This is a genomic window from Acinetobacter sp. CY79 (assembly GCF_059515845.1).
On record NZ_JCAKMY010000021.1, the window covers coordinates 12,814 to 39,284 of the forward strand.

23 protein-coding genes and 1 other RNA gene are annotated in these 26,471 nt (G+C 38.7%); 10 read left to right on the top strand and 14 right to left on the bottom strand.

Features of this window, described 5'->3' with window-relative positions; genetic code table 11:
- The first annotated feature begins 199 nt into the window (after nt 1–199).
- From dnaQ to nudC, 3 genes are all read left to right on the top strand, one after another.
- Complete coding sequence (gene dnaQ, locus AC5YCE_RS10105; RefSeq protein WP_496171959.1) at nt 200–1,723, top strand: DNA polymerase III subunit epsilon; 1,524 nt, start codon at nt 200–202, stop codon at nt 1,721–1,723.
- A gap of 136 nt (nt 1,724–1,859) precedes the next feature.
- On the top strand, nt 1,860–3,503 hold the full coding sequence (locus tag AC5YCE_RS10110; RefSeq protein WP_496125105.1) for a chemotaxis protein: 1,644 nt from the start codon (nt 1,860–1,862) through the stop codon (nt 3,501–3,503).
- Nucleotides 3,503–4,264 carry an NAD(+) diphosphatase gene (nudC, locus tag AC5YCE_RS10115; protein WP_496171960.1) on the top strand — a complete coding sequence of 254 codons (762 nt, stop codon included), beginning with the start codon at nt 3,503–3,505 and terminating at the stop codon, nt 4,262–4,264. Before AC5YCE_RS10110 ends, nudC begins: the two co-directional genes overlap by 1 nt.
- A 75-nt stretch (nt 4,265–4,339) precedes the next feature.
- On the opposite strand, the gene AC5YCE_RS10120 is transcribed toward nudC, so the two are convergent.
- From AC5YCE_RS10120 to AC5YCE_RS10135, 4 genes are all read right to left on the bottom strand, one after another.
- Complete coding sequence (locus AC5YCE_RS10120; protein WP_496171961.1) at nt 4,340–5,233, bottom strand: alpha/beta hydrolase; 894 nt, start codon at nt 5,231–5,233, stop codon at nt 4,340–4,342.
- Complete coding sequence (locus AC5YCE_RS10125) at nt 5,220–5,924, bottom strand: BON domain-containing protein (protein WP_496125108.1); 705 nt, start codon at nt 5,922–5,924, stop codon at nt 5,220–5,222. Before AC5YCE_RS10125 ends, AC5YCE_RS10120 begins: the two co-directional genes overlap by 14 nt.
- Before the next feature lie 61 nt (nt 5,925–5,985).
- Nucleotides 5,986–6,441, bottom strand: a complete 456-nt coding sequence (locus AC5YCE_RS10130) for a YraN family protein (protein WP_496171962.1) — start codon at nt 6,439–6,441, stop codon at nt 5,986–5,988.
- A gap of 98 nt (nt 6,442–6,539) precedes the next feature.
- Nucleotides 6,540–7,481, bottom strand: coding sequence for a penicillin-binding protein activator (locus AC5YCE_RS10135; protein WP_496171963.1), 942 nt, complete (start codon nt 7,479–7,481; stop codon nt 6,540–6,542).
- 11 nt (nt 7,482–7,492) lie between these two features.
- Here AC5YCE_RS10135 and rsmI point away from each other — a divergent pair, with 11 nt between their 5' ends.
- Nucleotides 7,493–8,341, top strand: a complete 849-nt coding sequence (gene rsmI, locus AC5YCE_RS10140) for a 16S rRNA (cytidine(1402)-2'-O)-methyltransferase (RefSeq protein ID WP_496171964.1) — start codon at nt 7,493–7,495, stop codon at nt 8,339–8,341.
- Between the two features lie 145 nt (nt 8,342–8,486).
- Here rsmI and AC5YCE_RS10145 read toward each other — a convergent pair whose 3' ends face one another.
- The 6 genes from AC5YCE_RS10145 to AC5YCE_RS10170 form a co-directional block, all read right to left on the bottom strand.
- Entirely contained in the window at nt 8,487–8,735 is a 249-nt protein-coding gene (locus AC5YCE_RS10145) for a hypothetical protein (protein WP_496125112.1), read from the bottom strand.
- Nucleotides 8,736–8,922: 187 nt separating this feature from the next.
- The gene (locus AC5YCE_RS10150) at nt 8,923–10,167 is read right to left on the bottom strand and encodes an FAD-dependent monooxygenase (RefSeq protein WP_496171965.1); all 1,245 of its coding nucleotides are present in this window, start codon (nt 10,165–10,167) and stop codon (nt 8,923–8,925) included.
- Nucleotides 10,164–11,372, bottom strand: a complete 1,209-nt coding sequence (gene ubiH / locus AC5YCE_RS10155; protein ID WP_496171966.1) for a 2-octaprenyl-6-methoxyphenyl hydroxylase — start codon at nt 11,370–11,372, stop codon at nt 10,164–10,166. The genes AC5YCE_RS10150 and ubiH overlap by 4 nt, the downstream gene beginning before the upstream one ends.
- 134 nt (nt 11,373–11,506) lie before the next feature.
- Nucleotides 11,507–13,000, bottom strand: a complete 1,494-nt coding sequence (locus AC5YCE_RS10160) for a hypothetical protein (protein WP_496171967.1) — start codon at nt 12,998–13,000, stop codon at nt 11,507–11,509.
- Between the two features lie 66 nt (nt 13,001–13,066).
- Nucleotides 13,067–14,389, bottom strand: a complete 1,323-nt coding sequence (gene pepP / locus AC5YCE_RS10165; RefSeq protein WP_496171968.1) for a Xaa-Pro aminopeptidase — start codon at nt 14,387–14,389, stop codon at nt 13,067–13,069.
- Nucleotides 14,390–14,520: 131 nt separating this feature from the next.
- Nucleotides 14,521–15,141 (bottom strand): UPF0149 family protein, encoded by a 621-nt coding sequence (locus AC5YCE_RS10170; protein ID WP_496171969.1) that lies wholly within the window; start codon nt 15,139–15,141, stop codon nt 14,521–14,523.
- A 65-nt stretch (nt 15,142–15,206) separates the two neighbouring features.
- Between AC5YCE_RS10170 and AC5YCE_RS10175 the strand changes: the two genes are divergently transcribed.
- The 3 genes from AC5YCE_RS10175 to ssrS all read left to right on the top strand — a co-directional run bounded on the left by AC5YCE_RS10175 (nt 15,207) and on the right by ssrS (nt 16,328).
- Entirely contained in the window at nt 15,207–15,758 is a 552-nt protein-coding gene (locus tag AC5YCE_RS10175) for a hypothetical protein (RefSeq protein ID WP_496171970.1), read from the top strand.
- A 2-nt stretch (nt 15,759–15,760) separates the two neighbouring features.
- The gene (locus AC5YCE_RS10180; protein ID WP_496125128.1) at nt 15,761–16,045 is read left to right on the top strand and encodes a cell division protein ZapA; all 285 of its coding nucleotides are present in this window, start codon (nt 15,761–15,763) and stop codon (nt 16,043–16,045) included.
- Nucleotides 16,046–16,146: 101 nt separating this feature from the next.
- Nucleotides 16,147–16,328, top strand: a non-coding RNA gene (ssrS, locus tag AC5YCE_RS10185) — 6S RNA.
- Between the two features lie 232 nt (nt 16,329–16,560).
- Here the strand turns inward: ssrS and AC5YCE_RS10190 are convergent.
- The 3 genes from AC5YCE_RS10190 to AC5YCE_RS10200 all read right to left on the bottom strand — a co-directional run bounded on the left by AC5YCE_RS10190 (nt 16,561) and on the right by AC5YCE_RS10200 (nt 21,310).
- Complete coding sequence (locus tag AC5YCE_RS10190; RefSeq protein WP_496171971.1) at nt 16,561–16,683, bottom strand: hypothetical protein; 123 nt, start codon at nt 16,681–16,683, stop codon at nt 16,561–16,563.
- Between the two features lie 158 nt (nt 16,684–16,841).
- Nucleotides 16,842–18,068, bottom strand: a complete 1,227-nt coding sequence (locus tag AC5YCE_RS10195; protein WP_496171972.1) for a putative solute-binding protein — start codon at nt 18,066–18,068, stop codon at nt 16,842–16,844.
- 272 nt (nt 18,069–18,340) lie between these two features.
- Nucleotides 18,341–21,310: a heavy metal translocating P-type ATPase gene (locus AC5YCE_RS10200; protein ID WP_496171973.1), complete on the bottom strand. Its 2,970-nt coding sequence runs from the start codon at nt 21,308–21,310 to the stop codon at nt 18,341–18,343.
- A gap of 81 nt (nt 21,311–21,391) precedes the next feature.
- Here AC5YCE_RS10200 and AC5YCE_RS10205 point away from each other — a divergent pair, with 81 nt between their 5' ends.
- The 3 genes from AC5YCE_RS10205 to lon all read left to right on the top strand — a co-directional run bounded on the left by AC5YCE_RS10205 (nt 21,392) and on the right by lon (nt 24,979).
- Nucleotides 21,392–21,778, top strand: a complete 387-nt coding sequence (locus AC5YCE_RS10205) for a MerR family transcriptional regulator (RefSeq protein ID WP_496171974.1) — start codon at nt 21,392–21,394, stop codon at nt 21,776–21,778.
- A 39-nt stretch (nt 21,779–21,817) separates the two neighbouring features.
- On the top strand, nt 21,818–22,408 hold the full coding sequence (locus tag AC5YCE_RS10210; protein ID WP_496171975.1) for a 5-formyltetrahydrofolate cyclo-ligase: 591 nt from the start codon (nt 21,818–21,820) through the stop codon (nt 22,406–22,408).
- 144 nt (nt 22,409–22,552) lie between these two features.
- The gene (lon, locus tag AC5YCE_RS10215) at nt 22,553–24,979 is read left to right on the top strand and encodes an endopeptidase La (RefSeq protein ID WP_496171976.1); all 2,427 of its coding nucleotides are present in this window, start codon (nt 22,553–22,555) and stop codon (nt 24,977–24,979) included.
- A gap of 328 nt (nt 24,980–25,307) precedes the next feature.
- Here the strand turns inward: lon and AC5YCE_RS10220 are convergent, their stop codons facing one another.
- A complete protein-coding gene (locus AC5YCE_RS10220; protein ID WP_496125135.1) occupies nt 25,308–26,252 on the bottom strand; it encodes a M20/M25/M40 family metallo-hydrolase in 945 nt (314 codons plus the stop codon).
- Between the last annotated feature and the right edge of the window lie 219 nt (nt 26,253–26,471).

Genomic DNA, 26,471 nt, shown 5'->3' on the forward strand with positions numbered 1-26,471 from the left:
AATAATAGATTTATTTTATAAAGGACATTTTAGAGAACACACCGTCAGAGACAACCCTACAAATGCATCCTCATTATTGATAAATGTTACAAGAAATTAAAAAATACTCAGTTAAAGCACTGATGATCCCCATTTGCGTATACAATAAATTCTTAAATGTTGTTGTTCAACTCTTTATTCTTTTTTATTGGTTCAAACTATGTCTGAAATCACCCTTTATGTTGATGGTGCATGCCGTGGAAACCCAGGTTTGGGTGGTTGGGGTGCCTATATCGTTACCGAAAATGAAGAACATAAATTGTGTGGTGGCGAACCTGAATCAACCAATAATCGCATGGAATTAACGGCTGCCATTGAAGGCATTGCATTTTGTCCTATTGATACAAAACTGATCGTTTGGACAGATTCGATCTATGTTAAACGTGGCATCACAGAATGGATTCAAGGGTGGAAAAAGAAAAACTGGAAAGATGTTAAAAACCCAGATCTTTGGAAAAAACTGGATGCAACCTGCCAAGGGCGTGACATCGAATGGAATTGGATCAAAGGTCATGCTGGACACCCAGGGAATGAAATGGCGGATCAATTGGCCAATCTGGGTGCAGATCAAACTTTAGAAAAAATGAAAAATGGTGAATTTTCTAAAGCTTCAACTCAAGAAAAAACTCAGCCATCAGAACAATGCATTGAAAAAAAGATTGAAGTTAAAAAAAAAGTTGAAAGTGACTGGCTTTTAGATGACCCTTTTGGCTTTGATTTAGCTGAAGAAGGCTTTGATGAAGTAGAACCTGACAATTTGGCAATGAATCATCATTCCCATTCTACTGCACCAAATCAGGATGCTTTTGATCAAGAGCAATCCAATGAATCTGATCACTCTTCGTTGATGAGCAATGCTCAAACTGAGTTAATAACTCCTGACGTTCAAGATGCTGATCCTTCAACACCGACTGTTGGAAATGCAAACGCTAATACGACAAAGCAACATCCACATATTGTGATTACACCTGCGAAATTAAAGCTGCAGGGACCACGTCAATTGATCTTAGATACTGAAACGACTGGTTTCTATTATCAAGATACTGACCGAATCATTGAAGTTGGTGCGCTTGAGATGATCAATCGCAAACTCACAGGTAGCTCGATTCATATTTACATTAATCCGAAAAAACCCGTTGGCGACTCTGAAAACGTCCATGGTATTTCTGATGAGTTTTTAAAAGATAAACCTGTTTATGCTGAAATTGCGGATGTGCTGTTTGATTATTTAAAAGGTGCAGAAATCATTGCCCATAATGCCAGCTTCGATATGAACTTCTTAGATATGGAGTTTAAACGTGCAGGCTTTGTGGCACTGTCAGAGGTCTGTGAAGTCACAGATACCTTAGCGATGGCAAAGTCTAAACATCCGGGGCAGAAGAATTCTTTGGATGCTCTAGTGCGCCGTTATGAAATTGCTCAGCGAGACCGTACTTTCCATGGTGCATTACTGGATGCCGAGATTCTCGCTGACGTATATCTGGCGATGACCGGTGGTCAAGTGTCTTTTGATATGGATAGTGCGAATGCTCAGCAAGACTTTGCAAGTCAATCTATTCAACGTGCTAAGATCGAATTTGATTTGCCCGTGATTATGGCGTCTGAAGATGAATTAGAACAACATGAGAACTGGGTCAAACAATATCAAGAAAAACATGGCGAACCTTGTTTTTTCGCAAAATAAATTCATGTTTCGATTTGATATTTTTTGTAAACAATATTGAGTTCAGTTATATTAAACACAGAACAATTTAGCCTCGCTTTTAGGGGCTAGTTAGAACACTTATATACTCATATATACTTAGGAAAGGTGCAGATAGATGTCTTACCAAACCTCAATTCATTTTGACCCTACGGCACTATTGATAATTAAAAAAGAAGTCGATAATTCAATACAACAAGTAGAAACTGCTGTTAATAGTCTAGTCGAAGATCAAAGTCTGCCTTTCGGTATTGATGATGCTCTAATTCAGTTCGAGCAATGTGCACAAGTTCTTATGCTCATTGACATGCCACACTTGTCTCAATTGACGCAATATGCAGCCGAATTGATGCGTAAAATCATGCTGAATCCACGTCAGATCAAGACTCAAGATGTAGTTGCATTGAGTGAAGGCACGACCATGTTGCGCCGCTATATCGAGTTTATTTGTTTACGTGAAGTCCGCGTACCCCAGTTCTTACTCGACACAATCAATAATCTTGAAATCGCATTAGGCAAACCGGTCACGCCAGAAGGTCAACCTATTCTGTCTTCTTTAGAATGTATTGAACCTCGTTTTGCGTTGCCTCAAGCCCCTGAACTTGAAAAATCAATCTTTATTCATAAACTTTATAAGTTAAGTTTGCAGAAGTTTCTTCATCAGCAGGAAACTGAACTTGATCAGCAAGCTTTAAAAATTGTCGGCATTTATCTCGCACATTTATCTCAAGCGCAACCAAGCCAACAATATTGGGGCTTAGTTCATGTGGCATTTAATCAAATCGAAAATTTAGCGCTAAGTGATGCACGCTTAAGAACATTGATTAGTATTGAAACTAATATTGCTAGCTTCTTCGAGTCTCCAAATGACTTCAATGTTGAATTGATTGATTTAGCCAACGTATTGAGCATTTGTATTAGTCAAGATGATGATCAAGCACATCAGATTCGTGAGCAAGCCAATATTGGTGAAGACCTGCTTACAGATTCACAACTTCACGTGTTCAGTCGTCATTTATTTGGGCCTGACTTTGAAACTGTACATGTCGCAAGTAAACTGATTACTGAAGAGATGACGCAAATTCGTAATGAAATCGAATTTAACTATCAAAACATGCCAGAAGACAAAATTGCTGAAATTAAAACCAAACTGTTTAATTTAGCAAATGTGTTTAAAGTGATGAATTTGAATGAAGCATTTGTTGAATTGAAAATTCAAGCTGAAAATTTAACGCAAGACAATATGCAAAATAATCAACAATTTGCACAGCAATTGATGAATAGTATTTTATCTGCAATGAATTCAATTGGCATTTTGGAGCGTAACTTTACTTCTAGCCGCCTGCAGCTTCGTGTCAATAACATGCAAATTTCATTAGATCGTTTAGATGAAGCACATGATGCATTATTAACACAAACCAAAACGTTAGTTGAAGAGTCAAGCACAATACTGTTGAATTATTTACAAGATCCTCAAGCGACGAGCCTTGAAAATATTCCAGCGCAATTTAAAGAAATTAGCGGTGCATTACTTTTCCTTAGCGCAAAAGATGGTCAAACTGCATTACTCAATAGTGAAAGCTTCTTGAAAGCCGAAATAGCGAAAGAGTCAACACTGACTAAACCTCAAGTTGAACGCTTACTCGATGTACTTGCAAGTGTAGAAATTCTGATTGAAAATATCCGGAATAAGCAACCCATTATTCAAAAAATGTTTGATATTGCCCTGACTAGTAGCCAAAACTTAAAAGCCTCTGCTTAATGTGTAAAGAACTCTCGATTGCTTATATCTTTAAGCAACAACAGCTTTTGGTAGATGAAAATTTTCAACTACCAAAAGTCGAAAAGCTTGCAGACGACCTGCATTTTATCTCGGATGAACAAGTCATCGCCCGAGATTTGCATATTGAAGAAGCGATTCCTGAAGGCTATCAGCTTGTCCCGATTCGACAGTTGATCACGCAATGGACCAAACATGAGTTTGAGCAAGCTAGTCGTGCGATCCAACTGTTAGAATGGCGTAGAAATCATAAATTCTGTAGCCATTGTGGTGCTGAAACTGAAGTCCATACTTCTGAATATGCGATGGTTTGTCCAGCCTGTCGTTATCATCAATACCCTCGTGTTCAGCCTTGTGTAATTACCGTCATTACACGTGGTGACAATGAAATATTATTGGCCAAAAATGCAAAAAATAAATCCAATATGTACGGATTGATTGCAGGATTTGTAGAAGTGGGTGAAACGCTTGAAGAAGCGGTAGCGCGTGAAACAGCAGAAGAAATTGGTCTAAACCTGAAAAATATCCAATATCTTTCAAGCCAACCTTGGCCTTTTCCAAGCAACCTCATGATTGCATTTAAAGCTGAATATGCGTCAGGTGAAATCAATCTTCAAGAAGAAGAAATTAGTGATGCACAATTCTTCAAATTTGATCAACTTCCTGAAATTCCCTTTGCAGGTAGTATCGCGCATGCCATGATTCAGCATGTGATTCATAACACATCAATGCATTCAGATTAAAACCCAAATAAGAGTAAAAATAAAAAAAGAGAATCACGTTGCAACCTGATTCTCTTTTTATTGTTATAAGCTTTTTTATTTCAGTGATTGCTCTATCGCATCTAAAATGGTTTGTCTGGTTTTAAAGAATGGACTAAATAAACTCGAGATACTGCCCATGATCGAAACATGTCCTGTTTTGGGAATCGTAATCACTTCACAGTGATTTCCACAAGCTTTTAACTGCTTTTCTAAATCATAGGTATTGCTGTTCTTAACCAATTTATCCTGCTCTGCCAATAATAGATAATGCTGAATCGGATTTTGATCAACAAAATAATACGGCATCACTTGCTGATAATGAACAGTCTGGTCAAAAGCATGCTCTGATAAAGCATCTCCTTTGTAGTCAAAATGATAAGGTCCAGAAATCCCGATAAGTGCTTTAATATTTTGCTTATTTTTAAACTCAACCGCTTTAGGATGATAAATCAGTGATGCAATATTAAATGCCCCAGCTGAATGTCCCATCATAATAATATTGGACGTCGATATACCCAGTCTATCTTGATTTGAATCTAGATAATTGAGTGCAACCACCAAATCATCAACATAGCTTGGAAAAATATGGTCAGGGGCTAAATGGTAGTTAATGACCGCTACATCATGTCCGAAACGAGTAAAAGCTTCCCCCACAAACTTATAAGAACTCTTATCGCCACGACTCCATGCCCCACCATGCACAAAAACAATCAGAGACTTAGATTGAGCATGATCTGAAACGTACAAATCCAACTGTTGACGTGGCTCTAGTCCATAGGCAATGTTAGGACGAATCTGATAGCCTTTCTTTGGAGTAAGACCATTGATCGCTAAACCACCCAAATCGTAAGGGCGAAAGTTTTCAATTTTACGTTGAACAAACTCAAGTTGAGGCTTGAATTTATTTCCTAATCGCTCTTTTAGTACTTTGATTTTAGGGTTGGACATTTGGCTCAACTGCATCTGGATCAATGGCAACTGGAGTCTGCTCTAAAGGTTGAGTTTGTGCCCCACCGACCATTGGTGTTGTAAAAGAAGCAGATTGAATGCCATTTGCGGTACTTTGTTGTTCAACATTATCAATCAAAGTCACAATTTTTTGGACATTACCTACTTGTTGAAGCACCGTATTCAAGTCATTTTCTTCGGCGTTATTTAAACGTCCCATCACATACATCACAGCATCTTCTGTATGGACTAATACTTTACTTTCAGCCACAACAGGCGCACGCATGATCAGACCACGTGTATTCGCCGTCACGGTAGCATCCTGCATAATCGTGGTGTAATTCACTTGATTACCAACAGTGATATAGTTGTGAATGGTTTTTACATCACTCATTGCACGGACATTATCTTCAGCCAATTGTTTTAAATGTGCATCTGGAACTTGGCCTGTCAACAACACGTTACTGTGAAAACTGTTGACATTGACACGCGACTGCTTAAAACGTGCATCCAATTTATAAAGATTAATCTTTGCAGTACGTTCAATTGAAGAATCGATAAAAACCTGACCAAGCGAACGCGTTCCGCTTGAAACACCGACAGGCTCAGCACCTGTACCGCTTGAAATAAAACTCGCGCAACCTGAAAGGCTTGCAACACACATCATTGTTACTACAATACGGCTAAACACTCAGCAAGTCTCCTCGTGAAACTCAATATTCTTTAATTTAAATGACTGATCTAATTACAAATTATAGATTAATCAAGTCTGCATCCAATGTAAATGCATTTTCAATCCACTGTTGATCATACGCCAACTTAGAAAAGTCTTGCTGTAGATTTTTTGCAATTTGTTGATTGAAATCAAAACAAATTACATCAAAACGATAATAAAACTGTTCAAATCGTTCATTTTCACTGATAAATACCAGTGCCGTTTTAATAATTTTGCGTTGCTTTGACAAGGTAATAACTTCATTGGCAGTGCCATGTCGAGTCAGGCTACGTGCTTTGACTTCAACAAAAACTAAGCTTTGATCCTTAATCACAATGAGATCAATCTCGCCATACTGTGAATGATAATTGGTTGCAATAATCTGATATTGGTCTTCAATCAAGATTGTTTTAGCCTGCTGTTCTGCCCAAACACCCAAACATTTAGCCGTGGATTGAAGTTTAGGTGTTTTCTCTAATTGTAGACTTTGCATAATGATCACAATCTTTTATTTAGGTTGACCTCATTCAAAAAATGCTTAAGCCATGACCTCTCAGTTGGCGATTAATAGTAAGCTCCACTTACCCAAATTTAGATTGCAACCAAACCTTTTTTGGTTTTTTCAAAGCAGGTGGGTAATCGTTCAACACGATCACTGCCAATATTGATCAAACCCGTCCGACCTTGAAAACTTAAATTTTTAACATTCGGGTTTAATACTAATTGCTCTGCAATATGCCATGCATCTCCTCCAAACGCATATAAACGCTGGAATGCTAATGTGGTAGGATTTTGTTTATAGACATTAATCACATCCGGCCATTTGGTTTGATAGACGGCCGGTACATCACAAAATTTCACACCCAATGGAATCGGTTGACTATCTTCAATTGAAATCGCTTGAACATAGAGATTGGAAGTGGGTAATCCTTTCAAGGAATTAATCCAAGCATTACTTCCCAAAAGTAGTATCCCATCTTTAGATTTTATTTTAGGGACTTGATCTACGATCGACACATGACTTGAGTATTTTTTATAGAGTGCATTGACGAAGCTTAAGGTTCCCGCTTCTGTTCCTTTTTCGCGAATCACATAGATATTTTTAATTTTGTCTTTCTCAAGCACTTTCACCAATGCATCCGCATCAGCATCCTTTGATAAACTGTACTGCCATACATTAGGATGAGACATTTCAACCTCATTAAGCGCCAAGACCGGTCGCTTTGGATTTTCTTGAATTAAGCGTTCAACATCTTGGCGTGCTAACGGTCCGATAATCATTTTAGTATTTCGATTAACATTTGATCTCAACAACTCTTTGATCGTTTTACGATCAGAATTTACAAATTTAAGCGGTATTTTACTATTGGATGACTGTTGTGCAGACACAATCCCCAGTTTAATGCTGTTCCCTGCTCGCGCCATAGGCCCTGATTCAGGTAAAATAACCAAAACCTCCGCTTGAGCTTGGATCATCATTCCAAGCAACCCTAAGCAAAACAAACTTTTTTTATTGTTCAATTTATCCACCATGGAGAAAACCTATGAGTGCTCAGTTATTTGTAGTAGCAACCCCGATTGGGCACTTAGACGACATGACCTATCGCGCTATTGAAGTTTTAAAGTCTGTCGCACTTATTGCAGCTGAAGATACACGTCAGTCTGCTCTTTTAATGAAACACTATAATATCGCAACTCCATTGACCGCGTGTCATGATCACAATGAAAGTAACAAAATTGATATAATTATCGAAAAACTAAAAAATGGTGAGAATGTTGCGCTTGTCAGTGATGCAGGCACGCCATTGATTAGCGATCCAGGTTTTAAACTGGTTCGTGCCGCACAAGAGCATGGCATCCGTGTTACTCCTGTACCGGGAGCATGTGCAGCCATTGCAGCACTCAGTTCAGTTGGTTTACCCAGTGACCATTTTAGCTTTGAAGGTTTCTTGTCTTCTAAGCAATCACAGCGTTTGATTCAGTTAAATAGATTGAAAAATAACATGCATACCATGATTATTTATGAAGCACCTCATCGCATCTTGGATTCTGTTAAAGACATGGTCGATGTATTTGGTGGGGAACGCGCAGTAGGTTTTGCTCGTGAAATTACCAAGACATTTGAAACCATCAAAAAGATGACTTTGGCTGAATTACATGCATTTATCGAAAGTGATCGTAATCAACAAAAAGGTGAAATTGTACTGGTGATCGCGGGTGCAGCAGAAGAAAAGGACATGGAGCAAGAAGAGTTAGATAAATTATTGCTTCGTCTACTGCAAGATTTATCTGTTAAGGCTGCGTCACAACTTGCGGCTGATTTGACGGGGATTAAAAAGAAAATTGCCTATCAACGTGCATTAGAATTGACTGCTCAAGCCGATGATGATTAGAAATTACATCTCATTTGACTCAATTTTTTTTATGACTATTCATTGGTTGAGATATTTTATTTAAATTTTCAAGAAAAAAAGCATCACTGATGTGATGCTTTTTTAATGCACGCTAAAAACGTTCATGCCATACAGACTATCTGTTTTAATCTCGTGCACTCTCGTCTGGAGGAACTTCTTTGATCTGTCCACCACGCGCTAGAAAAGCAGCAACTTCATCTTCTAAAGCTTGACGCTGTTTTAATTTCGCTGTGATCGTTAAGGTTTCTGCTTCAGCAACATCGGCATCAGAAACAATTGAATCACTTATAGCTGCACCTTTTTCGGCAGCTTGAGATTCATCATCATCAACAACGTTATCTTCGTTATCATCAAAATCATTTGAATCTGTCATTTTAAACTCCCCATTAATGACACCCATAGCAACCCAGATAAATCAGGTTCGATTTAATGAGGAATGTAGCAAGCTATTACGATTTCGACTAGAGTCTCAGCCACTTGATTTGTATACTTATCAATCAAATTCGTAAAAAAGTATTAATGATTGAGCAAATTTAATCCAGACATTTATTTTCGACCCATTAGGCTTGATAACGAGTATTTTTAAGTACTGATAAACCGTTAGCTTGTTGCATAAAGCGCGTTTTAAAAATAGGCAGCTGCTCAACTTGCTTCAAACCAAAATTTCTCGCCCAAACCACTGGAAATAATTCGGTGGTTTCCAACCATCCAATGGCTGACATGCCATGCATCATGGCTTCATTCTGAATTTTACGTTGATGCTCATAGCGCTTTAAGGTCTGTTCATGTGCCCAAACGCCTCGCTTAAGATCATGCAATAACACATCACACAAAATGGCTGCATCTAAACAGCCAATATTTACGCCTTGCCCAGCAAGTGGATGAATCACATGCGCTGCATCACCCACCAAGGCTAGTCCATCTTGAACATATCGCTGTGCTGCTCGTGCTTTTAATGGGAACTGTGCACGTGGCGTTGCTTCTAACACCTCTCCTAACATGTGGTGACTTTCACGTGTCAATAATGCTGTAAATTCAGCATCATCTAGGTTGGCATACTCTTCCGCATAGTCATCTGGCAAAGTCCAAACGATCGACTGCCAATGTCCCTCTTGTTCTGCATTTAAACTCGCCATGGGTAAATATGCCAAAGGTCCTGTAGGTAGAAAAATCTGACGTGCCACATGCAAGTGCGGTTGTGCTGTACGAATCGCACAGGTTAAACCTGCTTGTTTATAATCCAGTACATCTATATCGATATACGCTTGCTCTCGCACAAATGAATTTGCACCATCTGCACCGATGAGTAGCTTGGTTTTCAGCTCAGTGCCATCAGCAAGTTTGACGATCCAACACTTTACACCGCGCTCAATCCGTACCACTTTAACTTGAGTGCGATAGTCTTTCACGACAGCTAACATTTGTTGTTGAATCGCGAGATTGAGCACACTCGGTTCAACCATTGACCCTAAGCTATTTTCAACACTTGGAAATTGTGTAGACTCTTCACCAAAGTTAATTTCACCATAACCATTTTTGTTCCACACTTGCATGCCTGTGTAGGGCATGTGACGTTGAATTTTGTCCCAGACTTGAACCGTTTTAAGTAAATGAATGGTTGCTTGACTCAGCGCCAATACGCGTGGATTGGCAATTTGAAGTACCGATGCTTCATCTAAAATTGGGGCAGCATCCAACACCGTTGCTTGTACACCACCTTCTGCTAAAAGCAATGCAGTTAAACCACCCACCAAGCCACCACCAATAATGACAACCTCTTTTAAGGCTGATTGAGTATTTGTCATGACTTTAACCCCATCGCATAGTTGGCAACGAGTGGCTTTATACCCGGTATATTTTCAAAACACATTAAGCCCATATTTCGAATGAATCTGAGAAGTAGGTTTTGATTACTGAAGCCACGAACCACGGAATCACAGAATTTAATCACGCGTTGTTGATCTTTCAATCGTGCTTGTTCATAGGCTTGAAGTACGGATGCTTCACCTAAATCAGCATTTTTTTCAAGTTGTTCTGTCAGATATCGTACAAGCACATGAGCATCGCGCATACACAAGTTAAAGCCCTGTCCTGCGACTGGATGAATCGTATGTGCCGCATTACCCATCAGCACTACACGTCCAATCGCTTGTTTTTCTGCAAGTACTTGAGAAAGTGGGAAGCTGAAACGCTTGCCTGTTTTTTGGAATTTTCCTGCGCGATCACCGTAAGTTTCTTGAAGTGCATCTAAGAAATGCTGATCATTTTCTTCACCAAGCCATTCACCCTCTGTTCCTTTCGGTACTGGCCAAACCACTGAACGGCGATATTCTCCGGGTAGTGGTAATAGTGCGAGTGGACCAAGTGAACTGAAACGTTCAAATCCTACATGATCATGGGGCTTTGATGTTTGAACTGTCGTCACAATCGCCACTTGATCATAGTCATGTTCTGATGCACCAATACCCAGTGCTTTACGACAGAAAGAGTCTCGACCATCGGCTGCGATGACTAATTTGGTTTGTAATTCAAGTTTTTGACCATTTCGAACAGCTTCGATATAAGCGAGGTCTGAATCTTGGGTGAGTGATGTCACTTGTAAGCCATCAATCAACTCGATCGATGACTGCTTTTTAACTTCAGCTAATAGCACGCGACCAAGCCAAGCATTCTCAATCACTTGTCCAAAGCTTTCGACTTTCTCTTGCGCTGCTTTTAAGCGCGCCTTACCAAAACTGCCTTGTTCTGTGATGTTGACTTCTAAAATGGGCGTTGCGTGTTCTTGTAATGCATTCCACAGTCCGAGTTCTTGGTAAATTTGGACTGTACGGCGTGACAAAGCACTGTTTCGAGCATCAAAACTTGAGTGATATGGAGCAAGATTTTCATCATCGTAATTTGGATATTTGATTGCTTCTAGAAGTTTCACTTGAATATTGGCTTTACTGAGCATCAGTGCCAAACTGAGTCCAACCATTCCACCGCCAACGATGATCACCTCTTGTTGCATGCTTACTTCCTTATTTGTGTATTCGATTCTAAATGTCGAAATACTTAAAACCTGTATTGGTTTTATCTTACATCAAGGCTCGACCTTTTTATATTAGATTAACTCAAACATACTATGCCAATAGTATTGTCAAACTACCTAGATGTAACATCCCAAATTTTTAAAAGTCGCCAAATATTTTCGTCAATTGTTTTCCAATCTTTCATATGATCCTCCGTTGCAACCCATGAAACCTTAGTCAAAGGATAAAGGGCAGTTTCAATATCGGCTTCTACAATAATTTGGTTATATAAATTCTTATGTCTTTTTAAAAGAAATTCGAATGATTGACCTTTGATTGACGTTTTTGCAATACATTGATCCGATGGTGCTAAATAATCAGGTAGATGACGTGAATAACACTCAAGATCATATTCCTTTGAAAGCTTAGGATTTTTTTCATAACCTCCCCCCCTAAGATAGTCTATCCATTCTCTTGGGGTTTGCTTGATTTTTTTATCAACTGAATCAAGTCCGTCCAAATTATGGACGTTGACTTTTACTTGATTCGGAAAGACTTTGTGATGGTAATCGTTTATAGGGATATTCTTGGCCCCATTCAAGAGTAAATTAAACTGTAATGGATGCTGAAAATCTGATGCATTTTCTATTTGATCGGAACTCAATATTTGTCGTTTATTTGGTTGATCATCAATAAAAAATTGCCCAAGAAAATAGCTTTCTGCTGGATATTTATAGACTGTTTTTATCCTTTCCCCAACTTTGGCTTTAAAAAGGAGTGATGGTGTAACTTGCCAAACCACTACATCCCCTTTTTTATGTTTATCTTGATAGCGTTTATTATCATTAAGCTCATCAGGCGCAATATTCCATGCCTCCAATAAACGCCAAATATTTCGATCGATTTCCCTCCAATATTTTAAATTTTTAAGATCGAGTTGCCAGTTCAGCTTAATCGCACCATACATTGGTTCAGTAGAGCTTGCGATTACATTATGATCGTAAAGTTTAAATATAATCCCAGATATTCTTTTATTTTCAGATTTTCCGAAGCAAAGGGTGTGTTTTAATTCCAAGTCTTTATAGCATTCCAATCCATAAGCGCGTGAATTGTTCACATCGTAATGTGGTGTATTGGCTTTATATTGCTGAAAAATTGTTGCTGTTGTATCTAGAAAATCAAAATTTAATTCTCTATTTTTTAGTTCCACTCTCACCTGATCGGGATGGTCCAAATCACTCAATCGTAAATCTTTATAACCCTTTGCCTGAACATTCGAACCATTTAACATGAGATTAAAACTAAGACTCCCCTTGCTTAAGGGTGTATGAAGTGCTTGCTGTTTTGTAATTTTTTTAGATAAAGGTGGCTTAAAATCAATGGGGAATTGCCCCAAATAATTTTCATCTTGTGGTCTATAGTAAATAGATTTTTTAAATTCATCAGAATATACCAATCGCTCTCTTAGCTGCGTATGTATGATCAACTCAGCACCTTGTGTTATCTTCCATGTCACTATTTCGCCTTCCTTAGGAATATGATCTTTACTGGTTTCTGAGCAAGCTAATAAGATATGAACAACAATAAAAATGCTAATTATTTTTTTAAATGCGCATGGTGTCTGCATTTTTAAATCCCATTATTGTTATTGTACGTAAAAGCCGACTGTTTAATCGGCTTTTCACATCAACTACTAACCATCTGTTGCCATCAACGCTTCAATCTCTTCAATAGTTTTGACAACTTTAACGGTTAGATTCAATGGACCATTTTTAGTGGCAACAATATCATCTTCAATACGTATGCCTATACCACGCCATTTCGCATCAACTGTTTCATCATCAGGTGCAATATAAAGACCAGGCTCTACAGTCACGACCATACCCTCTTCATAAGTACGCCATTCACCGTTTTGCTTATATGAACCGACATCGTGCACATCCATACCAAGCCAATGCCCTGTGCCATGCATGTAGAACTGACGGAAACTTTCCTTTTCAATGATCTCATCAAGATCGCCTTGCATAATGCCAAGATCAAGTAGACCTTGAACCAAAATACGCACCGCAACGTTGTGTGGTTCTTTATAAGAGTTCCCAATACGCACAGCATCTATCGCTGCGATTTGCGCTTCTAAAACGATTTGGTAAAGCGCTTTTTGTTCAGGACTAAATTTGCCATTCACAGGGAAAGTACGGGTAATATCTGATGCATAGAACTCATATTCACATGCAGCATCAATCAAGACCAAATCCCCATCTTTCAATGGTTTGTTATTTTCAACATAATGTAAAATACAGCCATTTGCACCACCCCCAACAATACTGTTATATGACGGTACACAACCATTTTTACCGAAGATATAATTCAGTTCAGCTTCTAGTGCATATTCCATCATACCCGGACGTACTGCTTTCATCGCTTGGGTATGCGCTTCAGCACTAATATCTGACGCGATTTGCATCAATTGTATTTCTTCAGCGTCTTTATGCAAACGCATTTCGTCAACGATGCGATCTAATTGAATTATTTGTGTAGGCGCTGTTGTGCCCTTACGAGACTCACCATTGGCTTCAACGACCCACTTCGCTACGCGTGCATCAAACTCTGCACGATGTCCGATGCGATAGAATAATTTTTCTTTATTCAGTAGTTTTTGAATGATTTCTTCATCCAGCAGATCAATCGCATAAGCTTCATCTGCATCATAATCATCTACCGCACCATCTACACCAGCTCGATAACCATTCCAGATTTCCATTTCACGGTTACGTTCACGGCAAAATAGACTATAGGTATATTCTTCACCATTCTCTGAAGTTTCAATCACCGCAACAGCTTCAGGCTCAGCAAATCCCGTTAAATAAAAGAAACTGCTATCGGTACGATATTTATAGTCTGCATCACGATTACGCATTGCCTCTTGGCTAGTTTCAATGATTGCAATACTGTTCGGTCCCATCGTTTCAGCTAAACGATCACGACGGTCTTGAAAATCTACTTGAGTTAATTTCATTGTTATATGGCTTTTCTAGATGAATATGAGGTTGATGTTTACACCTTACATGCAAACATCAACAGACAGCAATTTGAACTTATTTCATCATTTTAGAAATGAATCTATCTATTCATTATTTACAATGCAATTTAGCTCAAACGACTCGGGGTAAACATCTCAACGACATTAATATCCGTTTTTTTAGCTGAGTTGCTTTTCACTTTTTTCAACAAAGTACTTTCTGAAACGTCAATCTTAGAGCGTCCAAGTGCAAGGCTTACAGGAATCAGACGAACAAATTCATAGAGTTCTTCATAGCTCTGTTCGCCTTCTTCATCGTTATCCGATTCTTCGAACTCAACGGCAGCAACATTTTGCAGATGTTCAATCAATTCAATTTCATCTGCACGGATTTGACCTGAAGCCAAACCAAAGCCGAGAACGACACCCGCGCACCAATCAGCAAGCGCTTGAACGCGTTCATCCAGTGCATGCGTGTCATCTGGTAGGATCGGTAAATAGTCTAATTCATCATCCGATAAGGCATGTGAAACATCTTCAGCTTCTTGCACCAACAAGTCCAATGCTTCATCTGTCAATTCTGGCACAGCGAGCGTCGTTAAGATTTGTTGCCATTCTTCTCGTGAAGGCGATTGCGTTACACAAACAATACCAGTTAAAAGCCCATGTAACTCACTTGGACTTGAAATCTCCTCAATTGAACTAAAATGTTGATTCCAATCTAACCAACCTGAAATATCGTCTTGCATTCGCTTTTCCAATCTCTATACTTCTGTATATATTACCTTTGATTACGAATCTACGCGACCTCGTTATGTTAGAAGAATTACAGCGTCTACAGGCGCACATCAATACGCTCAAAACGCGTCTGCATGACGTTGAGAGTCAAAATGCAACCTTACTACAAGAAAAACAGCGTAGTGAGGAACAACATTTCTCGCAAATCGTGCAAAAAAACAGCATCATCACACAAAAACAAGATGAAGCAGATAATCTCACGGAAAAATTAAGCCAATTACAGACTTCTTTTAATCAGCTCAATACCGATTCAACCGCTTTGGCTGAACGTTATGGACGTTTAGAGAAAAGTTGTACTGATCTTAAAAATCGTTTCCAAGAAATTTTAGCTGAGCGAAACGAACTGCGTGTGGTGAAAGAAAAGATTTTGGGTGAGCAACGCCAAGCTCAGCAGGAAATTCAAGCATTACAGGCTGAACGTACACGTCTAGTCCAAAAAAATGAACATGCCAAAGCAAAAGTTGAAGCCATTATTCAGCGTCTTGCGATTCTAGGTACTGAGCAAGATCATCATGCGCAAGAGATTCAACAACTTGCTCATCCTACTGAACCCAATGAGGAAGCTTAAGCATGTCTGAATTAGTCACAGTCGAGTTACGTTTAATCGAACAATCTTTTCGTTTATCGACCACTGCTGATAAAAAAGCAGATTTGGAACGTGCAGGTGATCTACTCAATGAAAAGTTTCAAGAATTTCGTCGTAAAGCGCCAAATGTTGAACACAACAAATTGGTAATCATGGTTGCACTTGAGCTGATGCAAGAAGTGCTTAGCATGAACAAATCCTTACAAGAATACGCGCACTGTGAACGACTTTTAAGTGTGATTCTGGAAGATGTTGAAAAAGCAGTATAAAAACTGCTTTTTCTTTATGCAAATAGATCAAATTCAGTTGCATTTGACAGCCTAAGTCCAAGTTAAGATTTGCCAATCATCCTTGATGATATATACTTGGTTTATCTCTGAGGTGTTCGCCAGTGAGTCTATATCCCTGCCGATACTTATATCCCCGGATGCGTTCTGTGTATTTAGAGTGTATGCCTGCCTTCGTGCAGGAAACCCAGCAAGTATACGTCGCGTCCACCTTGAACTCATCGGGTTCAGGGTAACGACATGCAGCGGCATCTTCGGAGTGTTTATTTTCTTATTAAACTGTTTAATCAAAAAATAATTTAAAATATAAAAAATCTATTAAAAAATTTAGTTTTATCCAATTTAAATATTTTGCATTATTCCAAATTTAGTTCATCGTCATCTATTAACGATTTTTATATTCCTACTCTTAAGTATCCGATTCAATTGAGCATAAAAAAAGCACCTATAAAAATAGATGCTCTCAGTTTACCTTCCTTGATTACATTCACAATTCGTCAACCCATTGATTGGTTATGCAAGCTGTTATCCATCTTACGTGTTTCTTCATAGAAACTCGGGTTATGTGCACAGCCTGTTAAAGTTACAACCAATGCTACTGCCACAACTAATTTACTCATCTGCCTGTATCCTCATAAAAATTGTTTAGAAAGTCCAAGTTTGACTCCAACTTTCCTGTGCAATAAATATACGTGAATACACTTAATTGTTAAAACAGATTAATTTTATAATTACGATTTGTATTTTAAATTAAAATTTATATCAATCTCATTTTCGATTATTCATCTTTTAAAGCACATTCGAAATTCGCTGGGAACTGAGCACAACGCGCCTTTTTCAAAATAGTCATCATCGCAGGGTCATAATAGCCCTCTTTGATCATTTGAATTCGCGCTTCTCGCATAATTTTCAAATAACCGGGCTTTTCTGCTTCACGAATATCCATCCAATATTTTTTAGGAATGTCTTTTTCCATTTTATCGACAAATTGAAAAGCAGGTGTCAGTTGCTTAGAGATCAGCTCACGAGCAATCGGTCCCATACCAGCAGGGAATTTATTACGATGCATGATCAGCGTCCCAGTCACTTGAACCAATGGAAAACGAATAATTGCACCGAACACTTTTCCTGATTTGTCTTGCATGCCTTGATGCAGTTCTAAGGGATCAAATAAAATCCCAGGTGCCGCCATAATATCCACTTCACGATTATTAAATTTCCCACCAACCGATGTTAAATCAACGGTTACAGGTTGCGCACCGACATTTTGAACCAGTTTTTTTTGTGTCGCATCAAAGCCCATTACTGCAACTTTTTTACCCGCAGCTTTCGGTAAAGTATCAATACGGCGATCATTCACCATGATATACGCCGCACCTAAAGGTACAATACCCACCACTTCATAGTCACGATTCACCATCTTATTATCAAATTCTGGGCGAGCTAAAAGCTGAATCACTTGCGTCAATTGTTTATAATTTTGGACTGCACCGATCGCATCAATACTCCCCACAAATTTATTAAATTGACGCGCACGAATATTACTGATTCCTGCACCATCACAGCGTTTACTTCTGAAGTCTTCTGTAAGCACACGCTCATCGGTATAAACTTTTAAATTGACCTCAGTGGATGCTTTTTGTTTCAACTTTGGATAATCGAGATCAATCTTCATTTGTAATTTTGAAGGGCGTGTAATATTCATATTTACCCCAAAGTCTTTAGCAACTTGAGATATTCTTGGGAGTTCACTGATATAACTGGTCGCTTGATCAAAAGCCTCTCCATTTGCACCATTCGGTGAATAAATGCAAAGGGTCACTTCTTTTGGAATTTGTTTCCATGTCTGTGGATTATTCAATAGCGTTTTAACTTTAGCGGTTGAATGAGCAGAAAGTGACAAATCTAATTTAGGCGCAGCATAAATGAGTTGAGTAATAAACGTTGTTGATGCGATTGTTGTGAGCACTGCCAAGTGACGTAATACTTCGATGTTATTCTTCATAAGGAATCCTTTTCCTAAAGCATTTTTATTATTCAAACATGTTATGTTTATTAAGTTAAATTAATTAAAACTTTAAACCAATGACTCAGTAGCTTACAGAATCAGGCGATTAAACCATAGGAGTCGAAAATCTAATGCTCCATGTAATTTATATTTATAAATAAGCCTCTTAAGTTCGCTTTCCTTTAGTCGGTTAATCATTTTAAATGATCAATGGCATTATTTTGTTATTAAAAAAAGCAGCCGAAGCTGCTTAAACGTTATCTATGTATTTAAGATTTATTTAATCGCAATGCATTGATCACGACAGATAAAGAACTCAAGGACATCGCAATGGCAGCAATCATGGGCGTAAGCAATAAACCTGTAAGGGGGTAAAAAATTCCCGCTGCGACTGGCACGCCTAAACCATTATAGAGAAATGAGAATGCAAGGTTTTGCTTCATATTTTTAACACCAAGTTTTGCCATGTGAATCGCATCTGCCACACCACGCACATCACCTTTCACCAACGTGATTTGTGCAGTCTGTTTGGCAATGTCAGTGCCATTACCCATAGCAATCCCGATATTGGCTTGGGCTAATGCAGGCGCATCATTAATTCCATCTCCTGCCATGGCAACCACTTTTCCTTCGGCTTGGAATTTTTTTACAAGCTCTAATTTATCTTGTGGTGTGCAATTGGCAAAGACCTGTTGAATCCCCAAGGTTTCAGCAACGACTGAAGCATTTTGCTCATGATCACCTGTTGCCATAACCACTTCTACACCATCGCTCAATAATTGGTGAATGACTGCTTTTGCATTGTGTTTGATCGCATCATGAATTGAGATATACGCTAAAACTTGCTGATCATTGGCAATAAAACTCATCACATTACCTTCACGGCGTTGTTGATCAAGTTGCTGTATCAACGAATCATTGAGTGATAATCCCATAGTTTCGATGAGTTTTTGACTTCCCACATATAACCATTGACCATCAACTTTAGCTTTCACACCAAAACCAGAAACATCTTCAAAGTCTTGAATACTTAATAACTGATCCTCAGGTACAAGTTTCGTTAGGGTCTTGGCAATCGGATGACTTGAATATTGTTCAATTGAAGCAATCCATGTTTCGACTTGAATGGGTTGTACATCATCAGTTAACAATTTGATTTCTTTTAAACTTGGCTTACCTTCCGTCAATGTCCCAGTTTTATCAATAATCAAGGTATTTACTTTACTCAAAGCCTCAATCGCTTCAGCATCTTTAAATAAAACCCCTTTTTGGGCTGCGCGTCCTGTGGTTGCCATGACAGACATTGGTGTAGCTAAACCTAGTGCGCATGGACAAGCAATAATCAGTACAGCAACAGCACACATCAATGCTAAATCAAACTGAGCCTGACCAAAGATCATCCAAGCGACAAAAGTTAAAACACTGATCATCAGTACAGTCACCACAAAATATTTAGCAACCACATCCGCCATTCGCTGCAAAGGTGCTTTTGAACGTTGTGCATCTGCGACGGTCTGAATCATTTTGGCTAGTGTGGTGTTTTGACCAATAGCCGTGGTTCGTATTTGAATACTGCCCTGTTGGTTGACCGTTCCACCAATCACTGGATCGTTAAGCATTTTCTTAACAGGAAGTGGCTCACCTGTCATCATTGATTCGTCAATGTGGGTTTGTCCATCAACCACGATTCCATCCAATGGAATCTGTTCACCTGACGCAATCAGTAAAATATCACCTTGATGAATCTGATCAATATTGACTTGAATGGTTCGACCATTTTCAATTCGTTTGGCTGTACTCGGTTGAAGTTTAAGCAAGGCTTTTAAAGAGTCTGCTGTTTTGGCACGCGCTTTCAGCTCCATGATTTGTCCAAGCAAACTTAATGACACAATCATACATGCAGCTTCAAAATAGACTGCGACACCATGTCCTGTTTTTGCTTCCATCGGAATCAGAGATGGGAAAATGGTCGCCACTACACTGTAAATAAATGCAGCTAATATGCCGACACCGATCAAACTCCACATATTTAAATTGCGGGTTTTATATGAAGTAAAACAACGCTCAATAAATGGCTTACCTGCCCATAGCACCACTGGAATACTCAACACCAATTCAATCCACGGTTGAATATGCGGTGAGATAAAGGCATGAATATGTGAACCCATTGCCAAAACAAAAACCAGTAAAGTAAGTGGCAAGGTCATCCAAAACCGATGGCTAAAATCAACCAACTCAGGATTCGGCCCATCATCTAAACTCGGTTGCATGGGTTCAAGTGCCATGCCACAAATCGGACATGTACCCGGCCCTTTTTGTACAATTTCCGGATCCATCGGACAAGTAAACAGTACATCATCCATTCCTTCGGGCTGTGCTCGCTGATCCATCGGAATCAAATACGGTTCAGGATCATTCTTAAACTTTGATAGACATGACGGATTGCAAAAATAATAGTTCTGATTTTGATAATCTGTCTTTAGATCCGTTGAAGTGGAAACTGTCATACCACAGACAGGATCAACTTCAGATTCACTATCAGTCACGACATGCACACCACCACAACAGCCCGTAGATGCAGTGGGTATTAGTTTTGGAGGTTCAATTGCACAACATGAACTTGAAGTTTGAGAGGTCTGTTCAAAATAAGTCTGTTTTTTTTGAGTCTTAGCATCACAGCATGATGAACTTTCAAACGACGTTAAATATTGGTTTGGATTGGCAACAAACTTTTCTAAACATTTCGGATTGCAGAAATAATAAGTTGTACCTTGATATTCAGCCTGTGGCTTTTCAGGATTGGTCACCGTCATGCCACAAACAGGATCAATCGCTTTAAATGAGCATGATGGATCTAAACGTATAAGACTTTTAATTTTAGAAGCTTGTTCATACTTTTTAGATGATGAACAACATGATTGAATATTCTGAGTTGTTTCAGATTGATCCGAATGGTTGACATGCTCAAAAGGCATATTGTGCTCAAAAGGATTGCTACTTACTTTTTTATAGTCTATTTCATTAATATAGCTATTGGGCTGTAATTCAAACTTTTCTTTGCAAACAAGACCACAGAATAAATATTTCCTTTGACTCCAATGAATAAAATGTGGTGAATTCTCATCGACTTTCATCCCACATACGGGATCAATATCAATCACTTCCACAATCTGTTCAGATTGCGTCGTTTCTTGATCAGACTTTTTCGAACAGCATGAAGGTTTTTGTTGCTCAGTCATAACGATCACCTTTATTCATTTATCATTTGTGCTAGCATAAAGTCTGTACCTAAGTACAGAGTCAAGCCTTTTAGGAGATCAATGATGCTCACCATCGGAAAGCTTGCAAAACATTGTGATATGAATATGGAAACGATTCGCTACTATCAGCGAATTGGATTATTACGTGTTCCAAAATCAACGACGGCATATCGTTATTACAATGAGCAAGACATTGAAACTTTAAACTTTATTCAAAAAGCCAAAGATGCTGGACTACAACTGCGTGAAATCCAAGAATTACTCACTTTAGAACTTGATGACCGCGTTCAAGTCAGACAGGTCATTGAACAACGTCTAGCAAAAATTGATCAGCGTATTCAAGAATTACAATCTTTAAAATTACGTTTAGCCACTTGGCTGGATGAATGCAAAAGTAGCAGCCAAGATTGTTGTCCAATTCTGAAAGCTTTAAAAAATTCTGAATAAACCTACAACGTCGACTCAGTCAAAATCATAGAGAAACACATGTCCGCGAACCTAAATATATTGCGTAAAACATTAAGACAACAGCGTCGACGCGTGTCTATTTTTGAACAAAGACAATCTGAACAGAATATTTTAAAACTGATCATAGAATCCGCCGCGTTTAAGCATGCTCAAAACGTCGGTCTTTATCTTCATGCATTTGGCGAAATTCAAACGGATTTGATCATCAAAAAATGTTTTTCGCTTGGGAAAAACGTCTACCTACCGATGATTTGCAACATGAATCAAAAACTTGTTTGGATTGGAGTATCACCTAAACAGTATTTAAATAGGCGATTTAGTCATCATCGACTCGGCATGAAAGAACCGATAAAAGCGCGTGGTAACAATGTCAAAAAGCTTGATTTGCTCATCATGCCATTATTAGCATGTGATGCAAGTGGTACACGTATGGGCATGGGTGGCGGTTATTATGATCGCACTTTAGGACAAGCCAAATACAAGCCGATTCGCTTAGGGCTAGCGCATAATTTTCAATATTTATCAGAACCGCTAATCCGTCGTCACTGGGATCAACCTCTGGATATTTTAATCACGCCATCAAAAACTTACCGTTTTAGACGAATTTAGAGCTAAATCATGAATTGTGCTTAATATTTATACTTCATTTCTCATAAATTCAGCATAAATATCACATATAGCCCTTGTAATTTAAAAAATACCCATCACTATAAAAAAGTATGGCAACACCGTTGTCACTCATTAGGAGTGCTCATGACTGATATTATTATGAATGAAGAAAACTTAGAACTTCAGACCCCAAGCGTATTACCTCTATTAGCATTGCGTGATGTTGTTGTATATCCACACATGCAAATTGCGCTATTTGTCGGCCGTGAAAAATCGATTAAAGCAGTTGATGTAGCTCGTAACGGTGACAATTTAGTATTTGTGGTGGCACAACAAGATTCTCTATCAGAAGAAATCGATCACGATAACCTGTACCAATACGGAACAGTTGCGAAGATTGTTCAAGTTGTAAATCATGAAAATGATGAAAACTGCATTAAAGTTTTAATCGAAGGTATTTATCGTTCAAAATTGGTCAATATCATCGAAAATGAAGGATATTTATCAGCTGAACATTCGCTTAGCCCAATGACGATCACGATTGATGAATCAACTCAATCTACCCGTCTTGAAGAGTTGCGTGTTCTGTTCTCACAATACGCAGAAGCAAAATTACGTAATGCTCGTGAATTGATTGCGGCAGCTGCGAAGATTGATGACTTATTACAATTGATGTTCTTCGTTGCTACACGTGTTCCATTGAACATTGATATTAAGCAAAAGTTCTTAGAACACGATCAATTCGAAGCACATTTACAAGAGCTCATGACCTACCTACTTCAACAGTCTGAAGAACAACAGATTGAGCAAGGTTTGCATGACAATGTAAAACGCCAAATGGAAAAGAATCAACGCGAATACTTCCTGAATGAAAAAATGAAGGTGATTCAGCGCGAACTTTCTGACATGAATGGCGGTGCTGAAGATGATGTTGCAGAGATTGAGCGTCGTTTAGCTGAAGCTGATTTACCTGAACATGTGCGTAAAAAAGCTGAAGCTGAATTCCGCAAACTCAAAGCCATGCAACCTGCTTCTAGTGAAGCGGCTGTGGTGCGTAACTACATCGAAGCGATTTTAGACACACCGTGGAATAAAGCGAGCAAAGTGAGTATTAACCTCAACAAAGCTCAAGATATTCTCGATACTGACCACTACGGTTTAGATGATGTCAAAGACCGCATTATTGAATATTTAGCAGTTCAATCACGTGTGAAGAAATTACGCGGTCCAATCTTGTGTTTAGTGGGTCCTCCTGGTGTAGGTAAAACCTCTCTGGGTGAATCTGTAGCGAAAGCAACAGGTCGTGAATTTGTTCGTATGGCACTGGGTGGTGTACGTGATGAAGCTGAGATTCGTGGTCACCGTCGTACTTATATTGGTGCGATGCCAGGTAAAATCGTGCAATCTTTAACAAAAGTTGGCGTAAAGAACCCGTTGTTCTTACTCGACGAAATTGACAAGATGGCACAGGACTACCGTGGCGACCCAGCTTCTGCACTCTTGGAAGTTTTAGATCCATCGCAAAATAGTAAGTTTAACGACCACTATTTAGACCTTGATCTTGACCTTTCTGAAGTGATGTTCATCTGTACTGCAAACAGCATGAATATTCCTGAAGCTTTACTTGATCGTATGGAAGTGATTCGTTTGCCGGGTTATACCGAAGATGAAAAAGTGAATATTGCTGATCGTTACCTTGTGCCTAAAGCGATTAAGAACAATGGTCTACGTGCCAATGAATTAACCGTTCATGAAGAAGCGATTCGTGACATTGTACAGCGTTATACACGTGAAGCAGGTGTTCGTAGTCTTGAACGTGAAGTCTCTAAAATTGCACGTAAAGTCGTGAAAGAAGCAGTCAGCAAGAAAGCCAAGAATCTTCAAGTCACAGTTGATTCAAGCAATCTGCCTGATTACTTAGGCCCACACAAGTTTGACTTCGGTATGGCTGAAGAAGAGGCTCAAGTTGGTCGTGTGAATGGTCTGGCTTGGACATCTGTGGGCGGTGAATTACTGACGATTGAAGTTGCTGCAGTGAAAGGTAAAGGTAAATTCATTACGACGGGTTCTCTCGGCGATGTGATGAAAGAATCGATTACCACCGCAATGACTGTTGTACGTACGCGTGCAGATGAACTGGGGATCGAAGCTTCTCGTTTTGAAGAAACGGATGTTCATGTGCATTTACCTGAAGGTGCAACACCAAAAGATGGCCCATCTGCAGGTTTAGCTCTGACATTAGCGCTTGTTTCTGCGTTTACAGGTATTGCAATTCGTCCTGACATCGCGATGACAGGTGAAACCAGTCTAGGTGGCCGTGCAATGCGTATTGGTGGTTTAAAAGAAAAACTGCTTGCTGCACATCGCGGTGGCGTGAAACTTGTGTTCATTCCACAAGACAATGTCCGTGATTTGGCTGAAATTCCAGAAAACGTTAAGGAAGGTTTAGAAATCAAAGCCGTAAAATCAATTGATGAGATTTTACCTTTAAGCTTAGTTTCAGTGCCAAAACCATTGGTTAAAACGCCGATTGTTAAAGCGGTAGATGAAGCTAAAGCTGCACGTCATTAAGTCACTCAGCTTGAAAATTCTGATAAAAAAATGAGAGCTACGGCTCTCATTTTTTTGTCTAAAAATTGATAGAGTTACTACATCATAATCAGTATTGAAATTATGCCAAATAACCTCATATATGAAATATGTGAGACATTCGCTTGCTTGAATAGGTTTTCAAACACAAATCTGTGTCTCCAGACGGATTTGTGTTTAGACGCAGTCATACTACCCTTTGTGACTGCGTTTTTTTATCCGAAAGAACTTAAAATATGTCAAAGTTCTAACCATTTGAATGTATTACATGACGTGTCGTTAATGACAATTAGTTTTAGAGTAGGCGACGCTATTGAATGTTCAAAATCGTGAACACAACACCATCAATCACATATTTCATTTTTTGTAAGTTTAAAGTTTCGACTGTGTCATTTTTAGTGTGATAGTTTTTATTTCGAAAAAATGCCGTATCGGTGATCATAATTGCAGGAATCCCCGCATTCCAATAATTCAAATGATCTGAAAAATCAACACCAGTCACGAATGATGGGGCAACCAGTCTTTGACAATCCAAACGTTTCATTTGCTTCATTGCAGCACAATACGCACTTCCCAAGCGATTCGAATCAAAATTACTCACAGCACCAATAAAATTACCATGTGCAGGATAAAAGAGTTTTAATCCCACAGGATATTCTTGAATATTACGCTGATCAAAGTACCCAATCATTTCCAATATAAAAACCCCAGCAATGCGGTCTTTATATTTTTCTATCGCCTTCGCATGAACTGCGCTGCCCATCTGTTCAGTTCTAAAGTATGGCGGCTCTTCTAAGGTATAAAATACAAATTCAACATTATGTTTTAAATGTTTTTTCTCTTTTGCCAAAATTCGAGCTGTTTCCAACACGCCTGCCACACCTGAGGCATTGTCATCCGCACCATCAGTTTCACCATGAACATCATAATGTGCACCGACGATAAGATTCTTGGCAGCACCAACATTAAGTTCACATACCACATTTCGGTATCGATTGGATTCCACCTTATAATTTTGGAAATCGCATGGAATACCAAATTTCTGCATTTGACCCTGAATCCATGCCGATACACGGTTCAGTTCTTCAATTTCAGTATGATTTCTATATTTTGTTGGGCTAATGATTTGATTGAGATAAACCGATAAATTTTCAGTTTCAGCTTGCTGTCTAATTGAAGATAAATTTGCTAAAGAAAAACTACTCACGCAACATATTGCGCTGAAAAGTATTGTTTGGAAAATCGTTTTAAACATGTTGAACTAAACCATATTATTTTATTGTGACGTAGGGAATAATGAAGTTGATTTTTTTGATTATATTTTGAATATATTTAAAATAATCTGAGTACAATTTAGCACTTAATTTCACCAAATAGTGTAATTTTAATTCACTTTTATCTTGTTAAAAGCATCTTCAAAAGAATCCATCTGCCCTGACCTTAAATCAACGCTATAATAGTCTGAAGTCACCAG